Source organism: uncultured Intestinimonas sp., from assembly GCF_944387245.1.
Lineage (GTDB): Bacteria > Bacillota > Clostridia > Oscillospirales > Oscillospiraceae > Intestinimonas.
The window spans coordinates 1-19812 of sequence record NZ_CALXEE010000040.1 but is presented as its reverse complement, the minus strand read 5'-3'; the positions used below and the strand labels follow the sequence as shown (position 1 = coordinate 19812).

32 protein-coding genes are annotated in these 19812 nt (G+C 60.0%); 9 read left to right on the top strand and 23 right to left on the bottom strand.

Features of this window, described 5'->3' with window-relative positions; all coding sequences use genetic code 11:
* Window positions 1-153: 153 nt before the first annotated feature.
* A complete protein-coding gene (locus Q0K15_RS06785) occupies window positions 154-354 on the bottom strand; it encodes a cysteine-rich KTR domain-containing protein (protein WP_294514282.1) in 201 nt (66 codons plus the stop codon).
* Between the two features lie 65 nt (window positions 355-419).
* The gene (locus Q0K15_RS06780; protein ID WP_294514279.1) at window positions 420-1226 is read right to left on the bottom strand and encodes a hypothetical protein; all 807 of its coding nucleotides are present in this window, start codon (window positions 1224-1226) and stop codon (window positions 420-422) included.
* A 91-nt stretch (window positions 1227-1317) separates the two neighbouring features.
* On the opposite strand from Q0K15_RS06780, the gene Q0K15_RS06775 reads away from it, so the two are divergent.
* The 3 genes from Q0K15_RS06775 to Q0K15_RS06765 all read left to right on the top strand — a co-directional run bounded on the left by Q0K15_RS06775 (window position 1318) and on the right by Q0K15_RS06765 (window position 2176).
* On the top strand, window positions 1318-1491 hold the full coding sequence (locus Q0K15_RS06775; protein WP_130850788.1) for a type II toxin-antitoxin system HicA family toxin: 174 nt from the start codon (window positions 1318-1320) through the stop codon (window positions 1489-1491).
* Window positions 1492-1526: 35 nt separating this feature from the next.
* A complete protein-coding gene (locus Q0K15_RS06770; RefSeq protein WP_294514273.1) occupies window positions 1527-1916 on the top strand; it encodes a type II toxin-antitoxin system HicB family antitoxin in 390 nt (129 codons plus the stop codon).
* Between the two features lie 98 nt (window positions 1917-2014).
* Entirely contained in the window at window positions 2015-2176 is a 162-nt protein-coding gene (locus tag Q0K15_RS06765) for a hypothetical protein (protein ID WP_294514271.1), read from the top strand.
* A gap of 46 nt (window positions 2177-2222) precedes the next feature.
* Here the strand turns inward: Q0K15_RS06765 and Q0K15_RS06760 are convergent, their stop codons facing one another.
* From Q0K15_RS06760 to Q0K15_RS06685, 16 genes are all read right to left on the bottom strand, one after another.
* Window positions 2223-2375 (bottom strand): hypothetical protein, encoded by a 153-nt coding sequence (locus Q0K15_RS06760; protein ID WP_165449950.1) that lies wholly within the window; start codon window positions 2373-2375, stop codon window positions 2223-2225.
* Between the two features lie 31 nt (window positions 2376-2406).
* Window positions 2407-2721 carry a hypothetical protein gene (locus Q0K15_RS06755; protein WP_294514264.1) on the bottom strand — a complete coding sequence of 105 codons (315 nt, stop codon included), beginning with the start codon at window positions 2719-2721 and terminating at the stop codon, window positions 2407-2409.
* A 27-nt stretch (window positions 2722-2748) separates the two neighbouring features.
* On the bottom strand, window positions 2749-2901 hold the full coding sequence (locus Q0K15_RS06750) for a hypothetical protein (protein ID WP_294514260.1): 153 nt from the start codon (window positions 2899-2901) through the stop codon (window positions 2749-2751).
* A 528-nt stretch (window positions 2902-3429) separates the two neighbouring features.
* On the bottom strand, window positions 3430-5187 hold the full coding sequence (locus tag Q0K15_RS06745) for a PcfJ domain-containing protein (RefSeq protein ID WP_294514257.1): 1758 nt from the start codon (window positions 5185-5187) through the stop codon (window positions 3430-3432).
* 4 nt (window positions 5188-5191) lie between these two features.
* Window positions 5192-5530 (bottom strand): hypothetical protein, encoded by a 339-nt coding sequence (locus Q0K15_RS06740; RefSeq protein ID WP_294514254.1) that lies wholly within the window; start codon window positions 5528-5530, stop codon window positions 5192-5194.
* Window positions 5527-6639 (bottom strand): DUF3102 domain-containing protein, encoded by a 1113-nt coding sequence (locus Q0K15_RS06735; protein WP_294514251.1) that lies wholly within the window; start codon window positions 6637-6639, stop codon window positions 5527-5529. Before Q0K15_RS06735 ends, Q0K15_RS06740 begins: the two co-directional genes overlap by 4 nt.
* Complete coding sequence (locus Q0K15_RS06730; RefSeq protein ID WP_294514248.1) at window positions 6623-6805, bottom strand: hypothetical protein; 183 nt, start codon at window positions 6803-6805, stop codon at window positions 6623-6625. The genes Q0K15_RS06735 and Q0K15_RS06730 overlap by 17 nt, the downstream gene beginning before the upstream one ends.
* Window positions 6805-7053, bottom strand: a complete 249-nt coding sequence (locus Q0K15_RS06725; RefSeq protein WP_294514245.1) for a hypothetical protein — start codon at window positions 7051-7053, stop codon at window positions 6805-6807. Before Q0K15_RS06725 ends, Q0K15_RS06730 begins: the two co-directional genes overlap by 1 nt.
* Window positions 7050-7202 carry a hypothetical protein gene (locus Q0K15_RS06720; RefSeq protein WP_294514242.1) on the bottom strand — a complete coding sequence of 51 codons (153 nt, stop codon included), beginning with the start codon at window positions 7200-7202 and terminating at the stop codon, window positions 7050-7052. The genes Q0K15_RS06725 and Q0K15_RS06720 overlap by 4 nt, the downstream gene beginning before the upstream one ends.
* The gene (locus tag Q0K15_RS06715; RefSeq protein WP_294514240.1) at window positions 7189-8556 is read right to left on the bottom strand and encodes a DnaB-like helicase C-terminal domain-containing protein; all 1368 of its coding nucleotides are present in this window, start codon (window positions 8554-8556) and stop codon (window positions 7189-7191) included. The genes Q0K15_RS06720 and Q0K15_RS06715 overlap by 14 nt, the downstream gene beginning before the upstream one ends.
* Complete coding sequence (locus Q0K15_RS06710; RefSeq protein WP_294514237.1) at window positions 8549-9421, bottom strand: helix-turn-helix domain-containing protein; 873 nt, start codon at window positions 9419-9421, stop codon at window positions 8549-8551. The genes Q0K15_RS06715 and Q0K15_RS06710 overlap by 8 nt, the downstream gene beginning before the upstream one ends.
* Window positions 9422-9434: 13 nt before the next feature.
* On the bottom strand, window positions 9435-9647 hold the full coding sequence (locus tag Q0K15_RS06705) for a hypothetical protein (RefSeq protein ID WP_294514234.1): 213 nt from the start codon (window positions 9645-9647) through the stop codon (window positions 9435-9437).
* Window positions 9648-9791: 144 nt separating this feature from the next.
* Window positions 9792-10115 carry a hypothetical protein gene (locus Q0K15_RS06700; RefSeq protein ID WP_294514231.1) on the bottom strand — a complete coding sequence of 108 codons (324 nt, stop codon included), beginning with the start codon at window positions 10113-10115 and terminating at the stop codon, window positions 9792-9794.
* Window positions 10112-10477 carry a hypothetical protein gene (locus tag Q0K15_RS06695; RefSeq protein ID WP_294514228.1) on the bottom strand — a complete coding sequence of 122 codons (366 nt, stop codon included), beginning with the start codon at window positions 10475-10477 and terminating at the stop codon, window positions 10112-10114. Before Q0K15_RS06695 ends, Q0K15_RS06700 begins: the two co-directional genes overlap by 4 nt.
* Window positions 10478-10490: 13 nt before the next feature.
* Window positions 10491-10940: a helix-turn-helix transcriptional regulator gene (locus Q0K15_RS06690; protein WP_294514225.1), complete on the bottom strand. Its 450-nt coding sequence runs from the start codon at window positions 10938-10940 to the stop codon at window positions 10491-10493.
* Window positions 10941-10981: 41 nt separating this feature from the next.
* Window positions 10982-11182 carry a hypothetical protein gene (locus Q0K15_RS06685; RefSeq protein WP_294514222.1) on the bottom strand — a complete coding sequence of 67 codons (201 nt, stop codon included), beginning with the start codon at window positions 11180-11182 and terminating at the stop codon, window positions 10982-10984.
* Between the two features lie 80 nt (window positions 11183-11262).
* Here Q0K15_RS06685 and Q0K15_RS06680 point away from each other — a divergent pair, with 80 nt between their 5' ends.
* A complete protein-coding gene (locus tag Q0K15_RS06680) occupies window positions 11263-11502 on the top strand; it encodes a hypothetical protein (protein WP_294514219.1) in 240 nt (79 codons plus the stop codon).
* 274 nt (window positions 11503-11776) lie between these two features.
* Here the strand turns inward: Q0K15_RS06680 and Q0K15_RS06675 are convergent, their stop codons facing one another.
* The gene (locus tag Q0K15_RS06675) at window positions 11777-11992 is read right to left on the bottom strand and encodes a helix-turn-helix transcriptional regulator (RefSeq protein WP_294514215.1); all 216 of its coding nucleotides are present in this window, start codon (window positions 11990-11992) and stop codon (window positions 11777-11779) included.
* A gap of 121 nt (window positions 11993-12113) precedes the next feature.
* Here Q0K15_RS06675 and Q0K15_RS06670 point away from each other — a divergent pair, with 121 nt between their 5' ends.
* A complete protein-coding gene (locus Q0K15_RS06670) occupies window positions 12114-12299 on the top strand; it encodes a hypothetical protein (RefSeq protein ID WP_294514210.1) in 186 nt (61 codons plus the stop codon).
* On the opposite strand, the gene Q0K15_RS06665 is transcribed toward Q0K15_RS06670, so the two are convergent.
* Complete coding sequence (locus tag Q0K15_RS06665) at window positions 12289-12429, bottom strand: hypothetical protein (protein ID WP_294514207.1); 141 nt, start codon at window positions 12427-12429, stop codon at window positions 12289-12291. The genes Q0K15_RS06670 and Q0K15_RS06665 overlap by 11 nt on opposite strands.
* Window positions 12430-12614: 185 nt before the next feature.
* On the opposite strand from Q0K15_RS06665, the gene Q0K15_RS06660 reads away from it, so the two are divergent.
* From Q0K15_RS06660 to Q0K15_RS06645, 4 genes are all read left to right on the top strand, one after another.
* On the top strand, window positions 12615-13217 hold the full coding sequence (locus Q0K15_RS06660) for a S24 family peptidase (protein ID WP_294514204.1): 603 nt from the start codon (window positions 12615-12617) through the stop codon (window positions 13215-13217).
* A gap of 42 nt (window positions 13218-13259) precedes the next feature.
* Entirely contained in the window at window positions 13260-14027 is a 768-nt protein-coding gene (locus tag Q0K15_RS06655) for a hypothetical protein (protein WP_294514201.1), read from the top strand.
* A 304-nt stretch (window positions 14028-14331) separates the two neighbouring features.
* Entirely contained in the window at window positions 14332-15384 is a 1053-nt protein-coding gene (locus tag Q0K15_RS06650; RefSeq protein WP_294514198.1) for a site-specific integrase, read from the top strand.
* A gap of 222 nt (window positions 15385-15606) precedes the next feature.
* Window positions 15607-16407, top strand: coding sequence for a cell wall hydrolase (locus tag Q0K15_RS06645; protein WP_294514194.1), 801 nt, complete (start codon window positions 15607-15609; stop codon window positions 16405-16407).
* A 1-nt stretch (window position 16408) separates the two neighbouring features.
* On the opposite strand, the gene Q0K15_RS06640 is transcribed toward Q0K15_RS06645, so the two are convergent.
* The 3 genes from Q0K15_RS06640 to Q0K15_RS06630 all read right to left on the bottom strand — a co-directional run.
* Window positions 16409-18193 carry an ABC-F family ATP-binding cassette domain-containing protein gene (locus Q0K15_RS06640; protein WP_294514191.1) on the bottom strand — a complete coding sequence of 595 codons (1785 nt, stop codon included), beginning with the start codon at window positions 18191-18193 and terminating at the stop codon, window positions 16409-16411.
* Between the two features lie 97 nt (window positions 18194-18290).
* On the bottom strand, window positions 18291-19634 hold the full coding sequence (locus Q0K15_RS06635; protein ID WP_294514187.1) for a hypothetical protein: 1344 nt from the start codon (window positions 19632-19634) through the stop codon (window positions 18291-18293).
* Window positions 19631-19812, bottom strand: a 182-nt coding sequence (locus Q0K15_RS06630; protein ID WP_294514184.1) for a hypothetical protein, incomplete at its 5' end; no start/stop codon positions are given. The genes Q0K15_RS06635 and Q0K15_RS06630, both read right to left, overlap by 4 nt.

Here is a 19812-nt window from a genome sequence, read left to right as displayed (position 1 = left end):
CGGGCTATCACCTCCGGGCAAAACAAAAAGCCAGCGCCCGACCTTTCCCCGTATTGGGGTCATGTCGGGCACTGGCTTCTGCTCCGGGCTATCACCTTCGGAGAAACAAAAACACCTGAGCAGACACGATCTCCCTCATGGGTTCTGTTCGGCTCAGGCGCTGGTCACTGTGGACGCGGGCTCAGGCGCTTCGATATTCACGATTGTCTCCTGTCCGCAGCGCTTGCACTTGCGGGGCAGGTTTCGGACGGCTGTGTCCGGTCGGGTCAGCAACAGCTTTCCCTTTTCGCACACCGGGCAGATGACCCATCCGTCCTTGATGACCAGTTTATCATGCTTTTTGGTTGTTTGCAATGCCCTCCCCTCACTTTCTACATAGGGTGACGAATTATTAAGACTGGTTTCAAGCCGGAAAATTATTAAGCCGGCTGCCGTCGGCCTCTATTATATGTATACTGTCCTGGCTCCCGCTCCGGGAAAAGGAGATACCGGGCGCCGATGCAGTCGGCAAAGCCGTAGGGGTTGCGCTCACTGAAGGTCTCGTAGTCCACCGCACCCGCCGGCGGCGCCAGAGTGACACTGTCGCTTGGAATGTCAATATATTCCACTTCATACTTTTTGAGATTCTTGGACCCCCGCCAGGTCCGCTCCCCTGGCCTGGGCCTGCCGAACTCCCTGGCCTCCTTCGTGAAGTACTTGGCCAGCTCCCGGTAGTAGTGGACGTCCAGAGGCTCGGCCCGGACGTAGCCTCCCCCCTGCCAGAGGCTGCGGATCTCCTCTAAATCCTCCGGCGACGTGAAGTTGAGCACCACATGGTGGTGGAGCCGTCTATCTTCTAGCTCACCGTCCGCCTCCATCCAGTCATAGGTCCTAAGCTCGTGGAAGCCCTCCGTGTTGTAGACATACCGCAGCTCCTCTCCCCGTTTTCGCCGGGCTGCCCGGTAGCGGCGAACAAACTTCTGGAATATCCTGTCCGCACCCCGCTTGTCCAGCGGAAGGTGGGCATCGTCATAGGTAAAAACCAGCACCCAGTCCTTACTCCCAAAGTTGGCCGCCAGGGTCAGCTCCAACTCCCGCCAGGAGCACTTTAAGTTGTAAAACATCTGCCCAGGCGAGGTGGGACCCTGCCGCCTGCCCCGTGGCCGCTTGCCACTGGTGTCCGGGACCTTGCCCAGCACCTCCAGGTGCAGCAGGCCCGCCGTGATGGATTTGATGCACTTGGCCATTTTGCCCTCCTATCTTTTGTTATTTTCTTCCTTCTGCCCCTTGACAAATGCGCATTTAATGCGTATAATATACTTGTAAGGAGGAGAGACAATGAAACGCAGGGACTTGATAAAACTGCTGAAAGCAAATGGATGGTGGCTCCTCCGAAACGGCACTAACCACGATATCTATACCAACGGCAAAGTATCTGAGACAATCCCCCGACACTCCGAAATCAAAGAACAATTAGCACTCGCCATCATCCGGCGGCAGGGGCTGAAATAAGCCCCTCGCCGCCACCCCAAAAGGAGGTTTTCTATATGAAGCAAGTTTATCCCGTGATCCTCCATCCAGAGCCGGAGGGAGGTTTCTCTGTGTCCGTACCGGACCTGAACATCGGCACCCAAGGAGAGACAATCGCAGAGTGTATCGACATGGCCCGTGACGCCATTGGGCTTTGGGGGATTTGCGAGCAGGACGAGGGGCGTGTGATCCCGGAGCCCTCCGGCCTGATGCCAGAGCATGAGGAGGGAGAGCTGGTCACTCTCGTAGACATCGACTTTGACGCCTACCGCCGCGCCCACGACATGCGGACGATTCGGAAAAACGTGACCATCCCCAGCTATCTCAATGATCTGGCAGAGCGTGCCGGCGTCAACTTCTCCCAAGTCCTCCAGGACGGGCTGAAGCAGCGGCTCGGTGTGCAGTAACAAAATGGTCAGGCTCAGGCCGCCCTATTGGGGCGGCCTGATTTTTTGTCTCTGATAACTTTGGTACTCTCGGGCAAGCTACCGCCGGAGGTGATCGTATGGACGATCGGTATGCCAACTTTGCAGAGGACCCGGTCATGCAGGCCTATTTCTCCCAGCTCCCCACCCCCATCCGGGAGCAGATCCGCGCCCGCAAGCCCCAGCCGGTCACGCTGGAGGAGCTCCAGCGCATGGCCGAGGAGGTCAAGCGCCTGTTTTAAGGCCCCGCAGGAGGAGGCGCCGCCCCGTCGTGGGCGGCGCTTTTTTCTATCCTATGTCCAGCTTCAGCTGCTCGGGCAGCTTCTCCCGGATGGAGACCACCCTGGCATCGCCCAGCTGCTCCAGGGCCATGCCCAAAACCTCCTTCACGCACTCCGCCGCCCCAGGCGGTGCGTTGACCTGGATGGTGACGATCAGCATACCGAAACCTCCCCTAAACTTTCTCCATGCACTAGTCCGCAGCTTTCCACCAACGCCGCTGCTCTTTACTGGCACTGCTCATGACTTTTTCGAGGGCTGCTGCCCGTTTGATTACATGTTCTGGAATGGAAGATAGCCGCTCCTCGTTATACGGTGCAAGCAAAGAGTTATATTCAGACAACGCTGAGGAAAAACGCTCTCCAGCCAGCCTGGCTTTGGCATTGTACTCATCATACCGGTGAAGCATAATATCCGCTTCAAACCGTTTCAGAGAATAAGAAAGGTCAAAGGCATGTCCCTGTATCCACCAAATCAACTCTTCTTTGGTTGCATCCTCCAGCCTCATTCAGTCAGCCCCTTTTTGTACGCCTGGTCAGCCATACCGCCAGGCGAATGTGATGCAGCGGGTGTAGTGCTTGTCCCACGCCCAGCCGCCCGGGCGTTTGCACGCTCCGTGGGCATCGTCATGCCACAGGCAGTTGTGGCAGGTCCGCCGGTAGGCATCCAGCACAATCAGCTCACCCATCGCCGCTCTCCTCCGGGATGCTCCCAGGCCCATAATATCTCGTGCACTTTTGGCAGCGATCCGGTTGGCCGAAGGACGCACACATGTCACAGTCGCCGTTCACCTCACAGAGGGAGCATGCCTCAAAGCAGACCCTGCTCCTGCGGCAGAAGAAACGGTCCCGTATCACCAAACTCTGATTGGCCTCTCTCCTGCTCATCGACTTGTTCACCTCTCCATCCATATCATGCGATTCATCACCGAAAAGGCCGCCACAACGCACGATAAAAGCAACATCAAAAGCAATTTAGCTCTATTTCGGTTCACCGACCACCTCCATCTCAGCCGGTGTTCCAATTGGTCCCAGGCCTTTTCGTTGCGCGGCCGCCCACAATGCGGGCAGTACATACAACCGCCAGATCCGTCCGGAGGATTCAGCATGTTTTCTTTCTGCCGCCAGCCTCGAAAGCCCAGCACTTCATACTGCCCGCACACCCGGCACGGCTCCCACGCCGCACGGTCAATATGTCTTCCCATTTTGCCATCTCCTCACGCCGTCCTGGCCTGGGCAGCCTTTGTGCATATCGGCTTTCCATCGCTGTCCCTGGGCGCTCCGGCCCGGACCCAGCTCAGCCAAAGGTCCTCGAAGGCCCTCACCTCCGGGGTGCGCGGGCAGTTCCGCATTCCACGGTTTTGCTGTACCGTCAGCTTCCGCTCATCAAGCTCCAGGGTATAGAAGGACCTCCCGGGCGCGTTTTTCCTTCGGATGAAGAAGATGGCCGTTTTCCCGTTGGCGTGCTTCTTGCCGTAGGTGCTGACACAGTGGTGGAGGGCGTTGCCCTCATCGGTGAGCTCCTGCTGGCTGGCCGCCGGCCGGATCAGCAGGCCGTCCGCCGAGAAGGCGTACTTACGCAGCACCATCCGCCGTACCCGGAACTTGGATGTCAGGCCTTTCTCCTCCAGCAGGGCCGCCTGGACGGCGGCCTCGTCGTGGGCGGCAAACAGGTTATGAGGGAAGCGCACCCGCTCATTGGTCAGGTCCCAGCCCAGCCGCTCCGCCATGTCCCAGTAGTCGGTGAGGATCTGCACGTCTGGGACCTGGGCGTCCGCCGGCGGGTCCTCGTCCTCCGGCTCCGGAACATACCCCGTCTCGATCTGATCGCACTGCTGGAGCAGATAGCGGATGCTCTTGGCCACCGGACCGCGTCCCACCAGCTGTCCCACATACTCATCCCCCAGAAAGAAGGCGTTTTCGATGTCCTCCCCGGTCAGGAGTTCCCCTGCCGCCTTGCTGTATCGGAACAGGTCCCAGAACAGCTGCCCCCAGTCCTGCTCCCGGGCCAAGTGCAGCTCCTCCTTGTTCAGATGCAGCATCTGGGCGGGGCGGGTCTGGCTCCAGTCCAGTTCGTGGACCTCCATGTCGCCCCGCTTATGCTCCTCCTCGTGGCACTTGGCATAGATGAGATCGTCCAGCACCCGGGGCAGGCCGTGAACCAGCGCCGCTTCCACATTGGGATGGGCCTGATAGAGCCGCAGCCAGGCCACCGGGAAGTGGAACGCACCTGGCCGGTGCTCCATGTATACGTCCAGCTTGCAGTGCGGCAGACAGCTCTCCGCCACAAGCTCCTCGTCGAGGCCAAAGATGTACTCCTCCTGTCCCCACCGCTCCCGCCAATCCATCGGCTGACGCCATTCCCGGGTGTACTGGATGAAGTAGCCAGCCGAGCCGCTGTAGGCGTTGATCCAGCCCATGAGCTGGGCACAGTCCGAAGGGGAGAACACATAGGCCTCCGCCGGGATGGCCTCCAGGCGCTCCCCGCCGCCAAAAAACACCCGCCGCTGGATCACCCAGCCCGTCAAAGCCAGCAGGTTTTCCCTGCCAACCACAGCGGCGCTCATGGCCCTGCCCTCAGCCGAGACAAAATATCCCTTCCGCCTCAGATCTGCCTTCCGGCGGACCTTGACCTGACAGCCACAGCTGGGGCAATAGATCTCGTCTCCATCCTCAAAGACAGATCCACCCTCCTCCTCGGTGAAGCTCTCCGGCAGGATAAATCCATAGCCCTTCTGCCCTCTGCCATAGTGGTAGAGATCCTCGTAGCCACAGCAGGAGCACTTCACCCGGACCATCTTCCGCTTCCGGGGTCTGGCCCATTCGTCCATCAGGAAGTCCAGGCCGTAGTCCTCCACCCACTCCAGCTCATAGAGAAAGCCGTGGATGTCCAGCTCATCCTGAAGGATCTCCGCTGCCCAGGTGAGAAAATACTCCGGCGGCAGACGGGGCACCAGCTTCCGCACATCCTCCATATCCTCACCCCCAGAAGTCGGCCAGGTCCAGCCCAAGGAGGCCGGCGCCGCCGGATGCCTGCCGCTGGGGCAGTCCGTAAAACTCCCGGAGGATACGGTCGGACTCCGCTGGGGTGACGCAGGAAAAATTCCCTGTTTTGTGGCTGTCCGCGAAGGCCTTGAGCTTCTTTTCCGCCTCCACGATGGACATGGCCTCCACCTCCAGGTCCTGGGCCAGGAGCTCGGCGCACTCCGGCTCCGCCCGGCACAGATCTATGAGCTGCTCCGCCACCATCCATTGGGGGGATCGCTCCTGCACCTTGCTCTGCTGCTCCTTCAGCTTCCGGATCGCTTCCTGGATCATTCCGCGCACCTCCCGATGGCCTCGGCCAGGGCTTTCATAGCCTTCTCCGCCCCCTGGGCGGCAGTCTGGTCTGGCCGGTTCCGCAGCTTGAGGAGGATGCCGTGCATTTTGTTGGCCGTCTCCTGGGACTGCTGGAAGAGCACCTTGAAGGTGGCCATGTCCTCGTCGGAGGAGAGCACCGCGTTTTTCCGGGCCTGCTCGGCGTCCTTCAGCTGGACCTGAGCCTGCTCCAGGGCGGCCTCGGCCTCCTTTCGCTTTTCCTCGGCCTTGGCTTTGGCTGCCTTGGCCTTGTCCAGCTTGGCCTGCATCTCGGCCACGGCCTCAGCCCTGGCCTTGGCGATGGCTTCCGGGTCCGCCACCGTCTCCACCGCCACGTCCACTGGGCGGCTTCTGAGCTCGGTGAGCTCCCGCTCCAGGCGGGCGGCCTCCTGATCGGCCCGCTCCTTCTCTTCCCGGACTGACTCCAGCGTGGCGTTGACCACCTTCATGTCGGCCTCCATCTTCGCCCGGGCGACTTCCGCTGCTGCGGCGTCGGCCTTGGCTGCCTCGGCGGCCTTCCGTGCCTCATCCCGGTCCTTGATGGCCTGCTCCAGCTGCCGGGCGGACATGTCGATGACGTTGTGCTCCTCCACAAAGCTGTCCCGCTCCTCCGCCGGAACGGCCAGGAGCATCAGGGCCTTGGACGCACCCAAATCCGCCAACGTGTTCGGATTTGACCACTCCCGGGCCAATTTCATGAACTTCTGGGCCGTCCGCTCGGAGAGCTCCACCCGCTCATTGAGCCAGGGTAGCCACTCCCCGTGGGAGAGCATACCCTTGGCCTCGATGAGCCGGGCGCCGATGTCCAGGATGGCCTCCCCGGCCTCCCGTTTCAGGTCCAGGATCTCGCCGGTGACCGTTTCAATGGTCCGCGGCAGGCTCATCCTGGCCTCGTACTCCGCCTCCTCGGCCTCCCGCCACTTGGCCCGGTGACGCTCCTCCTGGTCGTCGATCTCATAGCCCGGCCGAGCGTTTGCGTCATAGTAAGGGCAGTCCAGCTCGTGGCCGACGTGGGCACATTTCTGCTCGCACTCGGCCTGGAGTGGACAGCGGTCATTGGTCTTTCCCATGGTATTCTCCTTTCCCCCAGCACTCCTCCCGGAGCCGCCGGATGATGCTCTGCTGGTGGAGGAGGGCCTCTATGATCTCCTTCACCATAACTCGTCCCAAAGTGATCCTGTTGCCCGGCTGCTCCAGCTGGCGGCGGAGGGTGTCGATGAGCTCCCGCTCCCCCATCACAGTCCGTACTTGGCCACGAACTCGCCGTAGCTCATATGTAAGCTCCTGGCCTTGGCGGCGATCTGCCCCAGAGTCATGGGTTTGGCGACCTCCGACGCTTTAGTCTGCCGCTTCGCCCGGCGCTTTGCCAGACTCTCTTTGTGGGTGGAGCGGATGACCTTCCCCCGGCACTCCGAACAGTAGCGGGAGTTGGGATGCCCCTCGCACTCTTTTCCGCAGATCTCGCAGGTATAGAGCACGCTCATGGCTCCCCCTCCCCTCTCAGCTTGTCCAGGGCCCAGAGGATGGCCTCGGCCACCTCCCGGTGCTCCTTCTCCCGGGCGGGGTCCGCCTGCATCAGGGACAGATGGCGGCGGTGCTCCGCCTCCAGCAGCTGCATTTTACGATTTTCCATGGTTCCCTCCGATCCGGAACTGCTCCGGGGTCTCTTCCTTGGTTTTCCGCCGGTAGGACATGCCGGCGATCTTGCTGGTGGCCAGGGAGAAGGCAAGCTTGCAGCTGCCCACCCCGCCGTGGCGGTTTTTGGCCAGGTCCACGTCCAGGACGGACGGGACGTTGGGGTCCACGGAGTCCCGGTCGGCGTAGTAGTCCTCCCGGTAGAGGAAGATGACGCCGTCGGCGTCCTGCTCCAGAGCGCCGGTGTCCCGGAGATCGGAGAGCTGGGGGCGCTTGTCCTGGCGGGCCTCCACCTCCCGGTTGAGCTGGCACAGGGCCAGGATGGGGATGTGCAGAGTCCGGGCCAGGTTTTTCAAATCCCCGGAAATCTCCGTGGTGTATTCCACTCGCCCATACCGTCTCGCCGCCGGTGGCGGCAGAATCTTGCCGAAGTAGTCTACCACGATGAGCCGGAGGCCGCCGATGCTCCGGGCCAGGACCCCGATATCATCCACTGTCACTGTGGGAGCACTGTTGGACCAGAAGGCCAATTCGGCCAGCTTTCGGGACGACTGAGCCACCCGGTCCTCCTCAGTCTCGTTGAGCGGCTGCATGAGCAGCTTCTGGGTGGGGATGCCGGTCTCCCGGGAGAGGCGCTTGGCGGTGAGCTGCTCCTGGTCCATCTCCAGGGAGACAAAGAGCACCGGGTCTGCCTGGGCCACCCGGTCGGCGATGTTGAGGGCCAGGGTGGTCTTCCCCATACCGGGCCGGGCGGCCAGCAGGTAGAGCCCCGAGTTGAGCATCCCGCCCCCCAGCAGCTCATCCAGAGCCATGTAGCCAGTGCAGACATAGCCCTTGGCGTCGCCGTCCTCTACGGTGTCACGGTGTCGGTAAAAGGTCAGTATGCCATCATTGGGACTCACCAGCTTGCCGGTACTGCCCTGAGCGGCCAGTTCGTCCAACCGCTGTCTGGAGGAGGTGATAACGGCCGCTGGGTCCTCCCTGGCGTCCATCGCCGTCAGAGCCGTCTCCGCCATGTCCCGCACACCGTCCCGCAGCCGGGCATCCCTGACAACCCGGATGTACTCCGCCACGTTGGCAGCGGTGGAGGTGATCTCCATGAGATCCAATATGTACTGCCGGGAGATGTTCGTCCCGCTCTTCTGGGCCCGGTCCAGGATGGTCACCGGGTCCAGCTTGCCGCCTGCCCGCTCCAGAGCCAGCACAGCCTCATAGAGAGCCCGGTCAATCTCCAGCCGGAAGTCCTCCGTTCTAATGGACCGCTCCACCTCCGGGAGGCACCGCTCGTCGATCAGGATAGACCCGATGATGCTTTGCTCGGCCATAATGGCCGCAGATTGACGCTCATCCATCCTGGACCAGCACCTCCTCCCCGTCGATGACCTCGGTGTGCCAGCCGGTGAGCTGTTTGGCCTGGGGCCTGGCCGGGGCGGCCTTTCCGTCCTTGGGCAGCTCGTCCAGCCACCGCTGGTTGCGGAGGTACCGGCAGGCGTAGGGCACCGCCCAGTCCTTGTTCTGCACCTGCCGCTTGAGGGCCCGGGCGATGGTGTCAATGAGCTCGTCCTCCGGCTTGAGTCTGTCCCACTCCCGGACCGCGCTCACCCGGTCCTCATGCCGGGGATAGAACTTCCAAAAAGCCTCGAAGCGCTCCGGCTTCCAGACGGGCACGCTCTTGGACGCCCGCTTCCGCTTCGGTTCTTTGGGTTCTTTCGGTTTTTCGGGCTGTCCCCCTTGGGGGACTATAGGGGGTATATTATAATCATAACTTGTACCGTTCTCCCCGACATTTTTGTCGGGAGGGGTCCCGTCAGAATTGTCAGGAGGAGTCCTGACAAAATTGTCGGGAGGGGTGTGGTCTCCGTCCATGTCCTGCGCAATGTCAGGAGGGCTCCCGACAAAAATGTCGGGAGGGGGCTCTGATATCCCGTGGTAGTAGATGGGATAGATCCGCCGTTCCAACACCTCCTGGGTGCTCTCGTCCCGAATCACGTTCACCCGCAGATAGCCCCTGTCCACCAGTATGGCGAAGAGCCGGGTGATGCTCCGCTCGGACAGGTTGAACAGCTCCGAAAAGTAGCCGTTCTGGGCATAGCAGTACCCACGCTTGTCCGAGAGAGCGGTCACCTCCCCGTAGAGCAGCTTTGCGTTGGGGGGCAGGTCCTGGTCGTAGCGAACGGAGGCGGGGATGACGGCCCAGTAGGCCGGTCGCTCTGCCATACCACCACGCTCCTCACAAAATGTACTCGACCCAGTCGGGCAGGCCGATGGCCACCACGAAACAGCCAAGCACCATGGCGATCTCCAGCAAGGTTCTCATAAACCGACGGCGCTCCGCCCTGGTCATCTTCCGCCATGCTTGGCGCTGGGCGTTAAAGAGTAGTTTCCGCCGTCTCCATGCGCTATCCGGCCCAACCGGCCGCCATTCAGCGCCCATGTAATCCATAACAATCCTCCTCTTGATGATGTCCGTGCCGCTCCTGGCGCGGCGGGTCGCGGTGACGCCCAGAGGCGAGGCGTCCTACCGGGGGAAAGAGCCGGCTCCGCCTGATCCCCGCCGCCCCAGCGGCGGCACGGTCCTCGTTGATGCTCACAGGGGCGCCTTGTCGCACACCCAGCCGTTGGTCAGGCAGCACACGATACCGCCGGACAGCTCCGCCCAGTGCTCCTCACGGGTATCGTCCGTCGTCTCAAACCAGAAGTGCCGCCGTACCCGGAAGCCCAACTCCCGGAGGTAGCGCAGCCGCTCCTCTTCGCTTCCCAGCGCCGCCAGACACTGGGGGTATCCGCCCCCGTGGCTGGCCTCAAAGGTGATGTACAGCTTGTCCAGCGCCTTGGGCCAGTCCTCAGCCCGTTTGGCTTCTTTGGCGGCCCGCTCGGCCCTGAGCTCGGCAATAACGTCCCGCTCGCTCATGATGTCGCTCCCCCCATCCCCATCACGGCCCCGGTGACGGCCGCCGCCATGACCCGCGCTGATTCCAGCTTCGCATCCACAATGCTGTTGGCAATGTCGGACCAGATCTCTTTCAGCTCCCGCATGCCCATGGCCTGAAACTCCCCATGGCGGTAGCGGATCAGGCCGGCGGGATTGATGTTATAGGCCCATGTACCAGTATCATCGTTCTGCACCGCAAACCCGAAAGGGACCCGGCCCTGCTGGAGCGCCGATGCCAGCGTGCAGGACGACCAGCCAATGGCCGACGCCGCCAGCCATACCGGCACATTGGCGTGCTCCATGATCTCCTCATCTGTGGGGGCGTTAGATTTCCGTTTCATTCTGTTTCCCTCCTCACTCGCCCTGCCGGGCGCACTTGACCGCCAGGGCGGCCTCCACGATCTCCTGGAGATCCTCCAGGATGGCGTCGAACTCCGGTCGCTCGTCCTGGTCAATGACGTTGTCCTCGGCGATCCGCATGAGCCTCCGGTCGCTGTGGCTGTCGGCAAATTCGTAAATGCGGTTGATGAGCTTGGCCGACGCCTCCAATACGGAGCAGTCCGGCACCGCCGGGACGATGCTGCCATACATGGAGTTTGTCTCCCGCAGGTGCTGGAAGGCCAGGTGCTGGGCGTCGTAGCAGATGGCCATGAGCTCCACCACCTCGTTGGGCGGCACCCGCTGTCCGGTCTCGTAGGCCCGGATGGAGCTGTCTGAGATCCCCAGCTTTTCGGCAGCGGCCTCCTGAGTCAAACCCCTCGCCTCACGGGCGATTTTGTAGATATTCCGCTTGTCCTGCGGCATGGTGTTTCCCTCCTCATTGGGATATGATGGTGGTGTAGAGATCAGCAGGCCTCGGCGTCATCCGAAACGATCTCAACAGTGCCGTCCTGCCGACATACCACCAGGGCGGTGTCGTGGTACCGGTCCACGATCCGCACCGCATTCCGGGTAACGATCTCCATGGCCCGCAGTTCGTCCGGCTGGAACTGCTCCTCCAGCCAAGCGCGAATCTTGGCCTGTTCCGCTGTCTGTGCAACGAACATAGCAGATCTCCTTTCCAGTGACTTTCCTTGTCCTCCCTTGTCTCCCATGATAAAATGTGGAGGCAAGAAAGGAGATTATTATGTTTTCAGATGATTTTATGTCCTGCCTGACCAATCCAGCTCCCTCTGAACTCGACGTCGTAGAGGAACTGAAAAATCTTTCAGGAAAAATGGAGGAAACTCAACGTCAGGTCAATGAAGTTGCCGCCAAGCAACGGCGAATCGAAAGCCGCCGATTCATTCTCACAACGGTCTTAGCTATCCTCACGCTGACCTGTAGCGTGGTCGCTGCCGTCGCCGCCATTCTGCCTCTTATCTGAAGGATTTTCACCCCAAAACTTCATCATGGAAAAAATACTCAAAATTAGCCCAGTACCTGCCAGTATCAGCGACGCTATTGCCAAGATAAGCGACACCAAATTGACCTCCAATTTACTCATCCTCTCTTCCGTTGGCGCTCTTTACTCCGAGCAAAATTTCCAAAATACGAGGAAGAATTGCTATTCCTGCACCACCCCGCTGCCGGTCAAGACACGGATACAGAAATCCTCTATTTCCTGCTCCAACATACTCTGCTCCACGGTCATCACCCCCTCAGCTGGCGTTCTTTTCCTCCACGCCGGGCGGTTCCCGGCCATAGAGGGCGTCGATGGTGCAATCGAGGACGCTTGCCAGTCTGGGCAGCTTGTCCGCACTGGGATATGCCGTCCCATGCACCCATTTCGTGATGCAGGCCGGGGTGACTCCCATGGCATCGGCCAACTGGACACACTGGAGTCCTCTCTGCTCCATCAGTTCTCTGATCCTCACTCATTCCCCTCCCCTCATTTTGGGACTTGTTCGCTTCTGTTCGATGTGGTATGATTTTACCATCGGTAAAATATGCAGGAGGCAGACCGCACGCTAGTAGATTAAAGGAGAAAATAATAAAATGGAAAATCTTGATTTAGAACAATTCGTTGACAAATTTGTTGAACTGGCGGTCAAAGCATATTCAAATGCGGTCAAAGAACGTGACGATTTGGCTCTCCCTCCAACAATGGAGGATGTTGTTAGAATATCGGCTTATCACGCCGCGCAAGCAGTAAAACTATATCACGAAGAAATTAGCCGATAGTTTTGATGGGATATTTCTCCCAGAAACCAGCAAATGAACCCTCAAGGATTTTTCCTTTTCCGTCTGTCTCCATCTGAATCTGTTCTTTCAGCCCAGCCACAGAGCGGATTGTCGTTTGCTCCTGCGTCATTCTGCTCACCCACCTCCCTTTCATATCGTTCCCGGGCGTTGCCGAACCCTTGGCTTAACCTCTGGTATAAGCATAAATCCGTAATTACAGATAGTCAATATGTAAATACGGATTTATTGCAATATTCTCCGTAATCACAAATTCTTTTTATTAAGGTGTGATGCCCTTTGGACGCAAGCATTTTTGTGCAAAACATCAAAAACTATTGTCAGCTCAAGGGTGTTAAGCCAACAACCGCTTGTAAAGAAAGCGGAGTTGGGGCTAGTTTTATATCCGATATCAACCGTGGGCAAACACCCTCTGTCTCTAAGGTCCAGATGCTTGCCGACTATCTCGGCGTCAACACCAGCGAACTGCTGGGAGAGGCCAGTGGGACTTCTCCCGGAGCTGTCCGCATCTCCGTCCTGGGCACCATCCCGGCGGGCATCCCCATTGACGCCGTGGAAGACGTCCTGGACTGGGAAGAGATCCCCGCGTCCTGGACCACCGGAGACCGGGAGTACTTTGGTCTCCGGGTCAAAGGCGACAGCATGTATCCCCGCTACCTGGAGGGCGACACCGTCATCCTCCGCAAGCAGGATACCTGCGACAGCGGCGACGACTGCGCCGTGCTGGTCAATGGCAACGACGCCACCCTGAAGCAGGTCATCCTTCGCGGCGACCGTGGCCTGGAGCTGCGGCCCGTCAATACCGCTTATCCTCCCAAGAGTTACTCCCCCGCCGAGATCGAGTCCCTTCCTGTCCAGATCATCGGCGTGGTGGTGGAGCTTAGAAGGAAGATAAAATAAAACGTGCCCAACTTTGGCACGTGAAAGAGAGGGGATTCCCATATGAAAAAAATGCTCAGTCTGATGCTTGCCTCTGCGCTTGCTTTGTCCTTGGTGTCCTGCGGCGGGTCCGGCGAACAGGCCAGTAGCGTCCCATCACAATCGACGCCTGCTCCGGAGTCCGTCCCGGTCTCCCAGTCCCCAGAAACAACAGCCCCTGTTGAAACTTCCCCTGAGCTAAATCGTGCTGATACTTTCGACAAAATTGAAGTCACCATGGAGTTGGATGTAATGCTTTCACAGGCCATTGTGACGATATCCAACAACAGCACCTATGTGTTTGATGGGAATGTAAGTGTTTATTTCAAGAATATACAGGGGAATACCGAGAAGAGCGACATGATTTTTGTGGAAGATCTTACCCCAGGTAATTTCACCTATGCAAGAATTGACTTGGATAAGATTTCTGAAATAGACACAATGGAATATACGATCAGCGACAGTGCTACCTTTGTTCCTGCGCCTTCAGCAGAGGGTGGCACATTGGATGAAGAGACCAGCCAGAACCTCGCAGCTGATTTTAGAGATGGATTCGGTGGGGCTGGAAATCCCGAGTACGCCACAAGTTGGTATCACTACGTTGTTTCCGTTGAAGTCTTTGATACCGGAGATATGAAAAATGCCGTAGTCACCGTCTCTGATGATGCTACATCTGACGCCATAGACCGCATTGGGAATACTGTATTCGCAAATTACACAAAGGACTATTCCATCGCATCTGTGGAGGTAGAAACCGCAAGTGGAGAACAGGTTTTCACTCGCACTTGGTGACAGCAAAGATGCTGGGGCTGACGTTAGCGTATTGACAACTAAGACGCCGGGGCATAATATAGTGGTACAACGAATGTGACTTCCGTCACCTCCCCGTTGTAGATTCAAGCCCTTGGCAGTAAGCCTCCCACCATAAGGGAAGTGCCGAACCCAAGGGCTTTGCATTTATTAGTACCTATAAACTGTGAGTTCAATCATGCTGCCTGATTGGCAATGAGTCGTGGAGCGCAACGAGGCCGGGGCTGCGGCCCCGGCTTTCAAAAGTCCATTTTATCGAACATTTGTATGATAGTGAGGTGAACGTATGAGACGTGCCAATGGCACAGGCACCGTGGTCAAGCTCTCCGGCAACCGCCGGAGGCCCTATGCCGTGAGGGTATCCGTCCGTGATAAATATGGCCGACTGGTGCAGAAGGCGGTGAGCTACCACGCCAGGCTCAGTGAGGCCCAGGCCGCGCTGGACGCCTACAACGATGCTCACCATACTGCCTTGGCGGGCTCGGAGTTGGACCGGCTCACGATCACGGTTGGAAAGGTCTATGAACTGTGGTCGGCCCGGAAATATGCCAAGGCAGGCGACGCCTCTGTGACCAGCTATCGCTCCTCCTGGAGTCGTGTGCAGGCCCTGGCCGGGATGAAGATGAAGGACGTCTCCATAGACCACCTTCAGCGGATCATTGATGCCGACGAGGCCGCAGGACTCTCCCAGTCCACCCTGAAAAATGACCGGCTGCTCATGCGCTCTCTGTTCCGCTATGCGATGGAGCGGGACATTGTGGACAAGGATTACTCCGCATTCATCCAGATGCCCTCCATAGGCGCAAAGCATGAAAAAGGGGCCTTCAACGATCTTCAGATGAAACGCTTGGAGGAGATGGCCGCCTCCGGTCGCCCCTGGGCGGACACCGTTCTGATGCTGTGCTATACCGGCTTCCGCATCAATGAGTTTCTGAGCCTTACTCCATTCGCCTATGATCGTGAGGGAGATTATCTGCGGGGCGGCTCCAAGACCCGTGCTGGCCGGGACCGGATCGTCCCCGTCCACCCCAAGATCAAGCCGTATCTGCTCCGCTGGCTCTCCCGTGGAGGCAGCACCATCATCTGCGGGGACACCGGCCGCCGCCTGACTTATGACTGGTACTGCAAGCATGCCTTCAATCCTATTGTAGCAGATCTCGGCCTCCCCCAAGCCACTCCCCATTGGTGCCGGCATACCGCCTTCACCCGCCTCCACGCTGCCGGCGCCCCTGATTTGGAGATCAAGCGCATCTTGGGGCATGCCGACAGCAACGTGACCGAACACTATACCAAGACAGATATTGAGCAGCTTCGGGCCGCCATTTTGCTCTTGGCATAATCACTAAATACCACCCATTCGTAACGGGCAAGTAACGGGTTAATAACAAACTGGGCCGCAATCCCTTGCGGCCCAGTGTTTTCTAAATATCCGAATTTTAATCAATTTGCAAGGCGGGGTACAGGAATGATCCCCGCTTTCCAGCCCTGGAAAACATTGTGCCTTGCCCCAGCGGGGAAAATTAGTTACAATTCGGTTACAACTTTTCAGGAGGACCCCATCATGAAACGCCTATTTCTGAGTTTGGCTCTGAGCCTCTCTCTGACCCTTACCCCGGCCCTGGCAGCCGGGACCGTGACCGTAGACGGCCAGGCGGTGGAGGCCGCCGCCACCGTCCGCAGCAACACCACCTATGTCTCCCTCCGGGCGGTGACGCAAGCTCTTCAGCCCGATGCCCTCATCCTCTGGACCGGCGACCGGGCTTCAGCGGAGGGGCAGGACTTCTCCCTCACAGCCCAACCCGGCGCCCTCTATCTGGAGGTCAATGGCCGGGCCCTCTATATCCCCCAGGGGGTGCTGCTGGAGAATGGCCGCACCCTGGTGCCGGTGCGGGTGCTGGCCGAGGCCCTGGGCGCCGACGTGGACTGGAACAGTGTCACCGGTGAGGTGACCGTCACCTCCGGCAGCGGCGTTATTCTGACCGGCGAGGACGTCTATGACTCCAATTCCCTCTACTGGCTCTCCCGCATCATCTCCGCCGAGAGTCGGGGGGAGCCCCTCACCGGCAAGCTGGCAGTGGGGAACGTGATCCTCAATCGGGTGGACCACACCGAGTTCCCCGACACCATCTACGGCGTCATCTTTGACAGCCGCTGGGGCGGACAGTTCGAGCCGGTCCAGAACGGGACCGTCTACCACACGCCCACCCAGGAGAGCGTCATCGCCGCCAAGCTGGTGCTGGAAGGGGCCGATGTGGTGGGGGACAGTCTCTACTTCCTGGCTCCCTCTCTGGCCAGCAACCACTGGATCATGGCCAACCGGGACTATGTGGCCACCATCGGCGGCCACTGGTTCTATCGCTGACTCACTGGTTGGCGATGCGTTCGGCCAGGTCGTTGAGGTAGACCCAGCGGTCCATTTTCTCCTCCAAAGCGGCCTCCAGGGCCTCCTGTCTGGCCTGGAGCTCTTGAAGTGCCACGTAGTCGCTGGCCTTGGCCTCCGCTTCGGCCTTGACCGCGGCGATTTCCCCCTCCAGGGCGGCGATGTCGTCGTCGATGGTCTCGAACTCCCGCTGCTCCTTGTAGCTGAAGCGCAGCTTCTTCTGGCCCGTGGGCCGCTCCTCCTTTTTCTCCGGAGCGGCCTTCCGGGCCTTTTCCTTTTCTTTGTCCCGTTCCTGGCGGGCGGCCAGGTAGTCGGTGTAGTTGCCCACGTACTCGGTGACCACCCCTTCCGGCCCCACCTCCAGCAGGCGGTTGGCCGTCTTGTCCAGGAAGTAGCGGTCGTGGGAGACGGCGATGACGGCGCCGGGGAAGGTTTCGAGATAGTCCTCCAGGATGGTGAGCGTCTGAATGTCCAGGTCGTTGGTGGGCTCGTCCAGCAGCAGTACATTGGGGGCCACAGTCAATACAGAGAGGAGAAAAAGCCGGCGTTTCTCCCCTCCGGATAGTCGGCCAATGGATGCCCACTGCTCATCCTTTGGGAAGAGGAACTGCTCCAGGAGCTGGGAGGCGGTGACCTTCCCCTCCCGGGTCTGGATGCTGTCCCCGATGTCCTTCACATAGTCGATGACCCGCTGCTCCGGGTCCAGGATGGGCGTCTCCTGACAGAAGTAGCCGATGCGCACTGTCTCCCCCACCTCGATGGTGCCGCTATCTGGGGTCAGCCGCCCGGCGATGAGGTTGAGGAGGGTGGACTTGCCGCTGCCGTTGGTGCCCACCACGCCGATGCGGTCGTCCCGCAGCAGCTCCATGCTGAAGTCCCGGAGGACGGTCCGGTCCCCGAAGGCCTTGGACACATGCTGGAGGGAGATGGTCTTTTTGCCCAGCCGGGAGGAGAGTGCGGTGATCTCCATGGAAGCCTTCTCCTCGGGGCCCTTCTGCTCCGTCAGGGCCTCGTACCGCTCCAGCCGCTCCCGGCTCTTGGTGCCCCGGGCGGTGGGACCCTGCATCACCCACTGGAGCTCCCGGCGGAGAATGGACTGCCGCTTGCGCTCGCTGGCCTGGGCCATCTCCTCCCGCTGGGCCTTCCGCTCCAGGTACTTGTCATAGTTGCCCTCGTAGAAATAGAGCTTGCCCCGCTCCACCTCCACCAGCCGCTGGGTGACCCGCTCCAGAAAGTAGCGGTCGTGGGTGACCATCACCAGGGCGCCCTTGAAGGAGCGGAGATAGTCCTCCAGCCAGGCGACCATGCCGCTGTCCAGGTGGTTGGTGGGCTCGTCCAGGATGAGGACGTCGCAGCCGCTGACCAGGGCAGCGCACAGAGCCACCCGCTTGCGCTGGCCGCCGGAGAGCTGTCCCACCGGCTGGTCGAACATGGGCACCCCCAGCCGGGTGAGAATGGTCTTGGCCTCGTACTCGGCCACCGCCCGGGCCTCGTCCGAGAGACCGGCAAAGACCTGCTCCAGTACGGTGTTGGCCGGGTCAAAGTCGGGGAGCTGGGGCAGGTAGTCTAGGCGCACGTTGGGGTCCCGGGTCACCGAGCCGCTGTCGGGCTCCTCCGCCCCCGCCAGGATGCGCAGCAGGGTGCTCTTTCCCGTGCCGTTAACGCCGATGACCCCCAGCTTCTCGCCGGGCTCCAGATAGAGGGACACGTTGTCCAGCACGGACCGTGTCCCGTAAGTCTTTGTGATGTGTTCCGCCGAAAGCAGCATATGGTTCCCTCTCTTTTGATGGCTTTCTATCAGTATACATGATTTCCGCTCCATTGAAAAGGCCGCCGGACGATGTCCGGCGGCCTTTCCGCAGCCCTCAGCCCAGGGTACGGATCGAGTCAAAGATCTGCCTGAGATCGGTGGGCTCCCAGTGCACCTTGTCGGTGGAGCGGTAGATAACGGTGGGGGCATCCGGGTCGTACTCATTCTCCTGGTAAGGAGCCCACATGCCCTCATCCAGTCCGGTGCTCTCCGAAACCTCGGCGTAGTATGCCCCGTTCCACCAGCCCACGGCCACCACCTGCCGGCCAAAGTCATATTCCCCCGTCAGGGCAAACTCCTCGTCCGCGAAGCAGACCTTGGTGCAATAGGGGCTGTGCCAGTTTCCGCCGCTGTAACCCAGCATGCCGTATCGCCCCTCCACCTCCCGGCGGCAGGCGATGTACTCCGTCCCCATCCACAGCAGGGAGTGGCGCGTGTAGTTCACCCAGCTGCCGTCCCAGAAGCCGGCGTCCTTCTCGGGCGCCAGGAAGGTGTCCTTCAGGCAGCGCCAGGTCTCGCCGTCCTCAGAGGCGTAGAGCTGGAGAGACCAGATATCCAGGATGAGGAAGGTCTTTCCGTTCCAGGGCAGCAGGCGGGTCCCGCCGATCTCCTGGGCCCAGGCGGCCGGGATGGCCGTCCATTCGCCCTCCTCCCGCCGGTATTCATACCATTCTCCGCAACCGTTTGCCCGCTTCCGCACACGGACGGTGCCGTTGTCCACTTCGTCCAGGGTCTCGGGGGCCCAGAAAACCGTGGACAGGTTCTCCCGCACCCAGTCCAGGGAGCTGGTGGGATAGACCGTCACATACGCCGGTTTCCCTGTGGGATCAGCTATAGTGCTCCTATAGCACTCCACCCGCACGCCGCCGGGCACGGCGCAGGCCTGGATGTCCGAGATCCAGACGCCCTTTTCCTTCGCCGCGGCCCCCACATCGGGCAGCAGGGCGGCCATGTTCCCGCTGACCAGGTAGAGCTCGCCGTCCAGGAGCTCAAAATGGTAACCGTTCACCTCGGCCCGCCCGGGGACGCAGGTAACCACCTCCCCCACCCGTTCCGGGGGGATCTCCGTCCAGTGGATGCCGTCGGCGGAGCAGTAATCCGGCTCTCGGCTCCACTGGCCATAGGCGATAAACTCTGTGCCGTTGTAGCCGCCCCGGCTGGGTACGCTGGCAAGGTCGAAGTCCCAGCTCCCTCTCTGCCAGTTGCCCCCATCTACGCTGTAAACCAGCTCCACCTGATCGGCAGCCTCCCCCTCGCCCGGCGTCACCCGGGCACCCACGGTGGTGTTCCCATCGGTGCCCAGTAGCCGCACATAAGATGTCTCGGCCGCCAAAGCCGTCCCGCAGCACAGGACCAGAAGCAGGAACATCAGGCCGACCACATGCACAAACCGTTTCATAACGCGCTCCTTTCTCCGCTGATACCACTGTCTTCTCTTGTATCATAGCATAGAAAAAGGGGTTTCTCAACGGCTCTGAAGAGATACCCTTCACCACCACCGGGCAGAAAAAAATGGCCGCGGACCGCGGCCATTTTTTCTGTATTCAACTCATTACGCCTGGGGTAGGGGGACAGTG

What these genes read in the sequence shown, in the direction of transcription:
- Q0K15_RS06780 (WP_294514279.1), bottom strand. Translation starts at nt 1,226, where the DNA reads ATGGCCAAGTGCATCAAATCCATCACGGCGGGCCTGCTGCACCTGGAG.
- Q0K15_RS06775 (WP_130850788.1), top strand. Translation starts at nt 1,318, where the DNA reads ATGAAACGCAGGGACTTGATAAAACTGCTGAAAGCAAATGGATGGTGG.
- Q0K15_RS06770 (WP_294514273.1), top strand. Translation starts at nt 1,527, where the DNA reads ATGAAGCAAGTTTATCCCGTGATCCTCCATCCAGAGCCGGAGGGAGGT.
- Q0K15_RS06765 (WP_294514271.1), top strand. Translation starts at nt 2,015, where the DNA reads ATGGACGATCGGTATGCCAACTTTGCAGAGGACCCGGTCATGCAGGCC.
- Q0K15_RS06760 (WP_165449950.1), bottom strand. Translation starts at nt 2,375, where the DNA reads ATGCTGATCGTCACCATCCAGGTCAACGCACCGCCTGGGGCGGCGGAG.
- Q0K15_RS06755 (WP_294514264.1), bottom strand. Translation starts at nt 2,721, where the DNA reads ATGAGGCTGGAGGATGCAACCAAAGAAGAGTTGATTTGGTGGATACAG.
- Q0K15_RS06750 (WP_294514260.1), bottom strand. Translation starts at nt 2,901, where the DNA reads ATGGGTGAGCTGATTGTGCTGGATGCCTACCGGCGGACCTGCCACAAC.
- Q0K15_RS06745 (WP_294514257.1), bottom strand. Translation starts at nt 5,187, where the DNA reads ATGGAGGATGTGCGGAAGCTGGTGCCCCGTCTGCCGCCGGAGTATTTT.
- Q0K15_RS06740 (WP_294514254.1), bottom strand. Translation starts at nt 5,530, where the DNA reads ATGATCCAGGAAGCGATCCGGAAGCTGAAGGAGCAGCAGAGCAAGGTG.
- Q0K15_RS06735 (WP_294514251.1), bottom strand. Translation starts at nt 6,639, where the DNA reads ATGGGAAAGACCAATGACCGCTGTCCACTCCAGGCCGAGTGCGAGCAG.
- Q0K15_RS06730 (WP_294514248.1), bottom strand. Translation starts at nt 6,805, where the DNA reads ATGGGGGAGCGGGAGCTCATCGACACCCTCCGCCGCCAGCTGGAGCAG.
- Q0K15_RS06725 (WP_294514245.1), bottom strand. Translation starts at nt 7,053, where the DNA reads ATGAGCGTGCTCTATACCTGCGAGATCTGCGGAAAAGAGTGCGAGGGG.
- Q0K15_RS06720 (WP_294514242.1), bottom strand. Translation starts at nt 7,202, where the DNA reads ATGGAAAATCGTAAAATGCAGCTGCTGGAGGCGGAGCACCGCCGCCAT.
- Q0K15_RS06715 (WP_294514240.1), bottom strand. Translation starts at nt 8,556, where the DNA reads ATGGATGAGCGTCAATCTGCGGCCATTATGGCCGAGCAAAGCATCATC.
- Q0K15_RS06710 (WP_294514237.1), bottom strand. Translation starts at nt 9,421, where the DNA reads ATGGCAGAGCGACCGGCCTACTGGGCCGTCATCCCCGCCTCCGTTCGC.
- Q0K15_RS06705 (WP_294514234.1), bottom strand. Translation starts at nt 9,647, where the DNA reads ATGGATTACATGGGCGCTGAATGGCGGCCGGTTGGGCCGGATAGCGCA.
- Q0K15_RS06700 (WP_294514231.1), bottom strand. Translation starts at nt 10,115, where the DNA reads ATGAGCGAGCGGGACGTTATTGCCGAGCTCAGGGCCGAGCGGGCCGCC.
- Q0K15_RS06695 (WP_294514228.1), bottom strand. Translation starts at nt 10,477, where the DNA reads ATGAAACGGAAATCTAACGCCCCCACAGATGAGGAGATCATGGAGCAC.
- Q0K15_RS06690 (WP_294514225.1), bottom strand. Translation starts at nt 10,940, where the DNA reads ATGCCGCAGGACAAGCGGAATATCTACAAAATCGCCCGTGAGGCGAGG.
- Q0K15_RS06685 (WP_294514222.1), bottom strand. Translation starts at nt 11,182, where the DNA reads ATGTTCGTTGCACAGACAGCGGAACAGGCCAAGATTCGCGCTTGGCTG.
- Q0K15_RS06680 (WP_294514219.1), top strand. Translation starts at nt 11,263, where the DNA reads ATGTTTTCAGATGATTTTATGTCCTGCCTGACCAATCCAGCTCCCTCT.
- Q0K15_RS06670 (WP_294514210.1), top strand. Translation starts at nt 12,114, where the DNA reads ATGGAAAATCTTGATTTAGAACAATTCGTTGACAAATTTGTTGAACTG.
- Q0K15_RS06665 (WP_294514207.1), bottom strand. Translation starts at nt 12,429, where the DNA reads ATGACGCAGGAGCAAACGACAATCCGCTCTGTGGCTGGGCTGAAAGAA.
- Q0K15_RS06655 (WP_294514201.1), top strand. Translation starts at nt 13,260, where the DNA reads ATGAAAAAAATGCTCAGTCTGATGCTTGCCTCTGCGCTTGCTTTGTCC.
- Q0K15_RS06650 (WP_294514198.1), top strand. Translation starts at nt 14,332, where the DNA reads ATGAGACGTGCCAATGGCACAGGCACCGTGGTCAAGCTCTCCGGCAAC.
- Q0K15_RS06645 (WP_294514194.1), top strand. Translation starts at nt 15,607, where the DNA reads ATGAAACGCCTATTTCTGAGTTTGGCTCTGAGCCTCTCTCTGACCCTT.
- Q0K15_RS06640 (WP_294514191.1), bottom strand. Translation starts at nt 18,193, where the DNA reads ATGCTGCTTTCGGCGGAACACATCACAAAGACTTACGGGACACGGTCC.
- Q0K15_RS06635 (WP_294514187.1), bottom strand. Translation starts at nt 19,634, where the DNA reads ATGAAACGGTTTGTGCATGTGGTCGGCCTGATGTTCCTGCTTCTGGTC.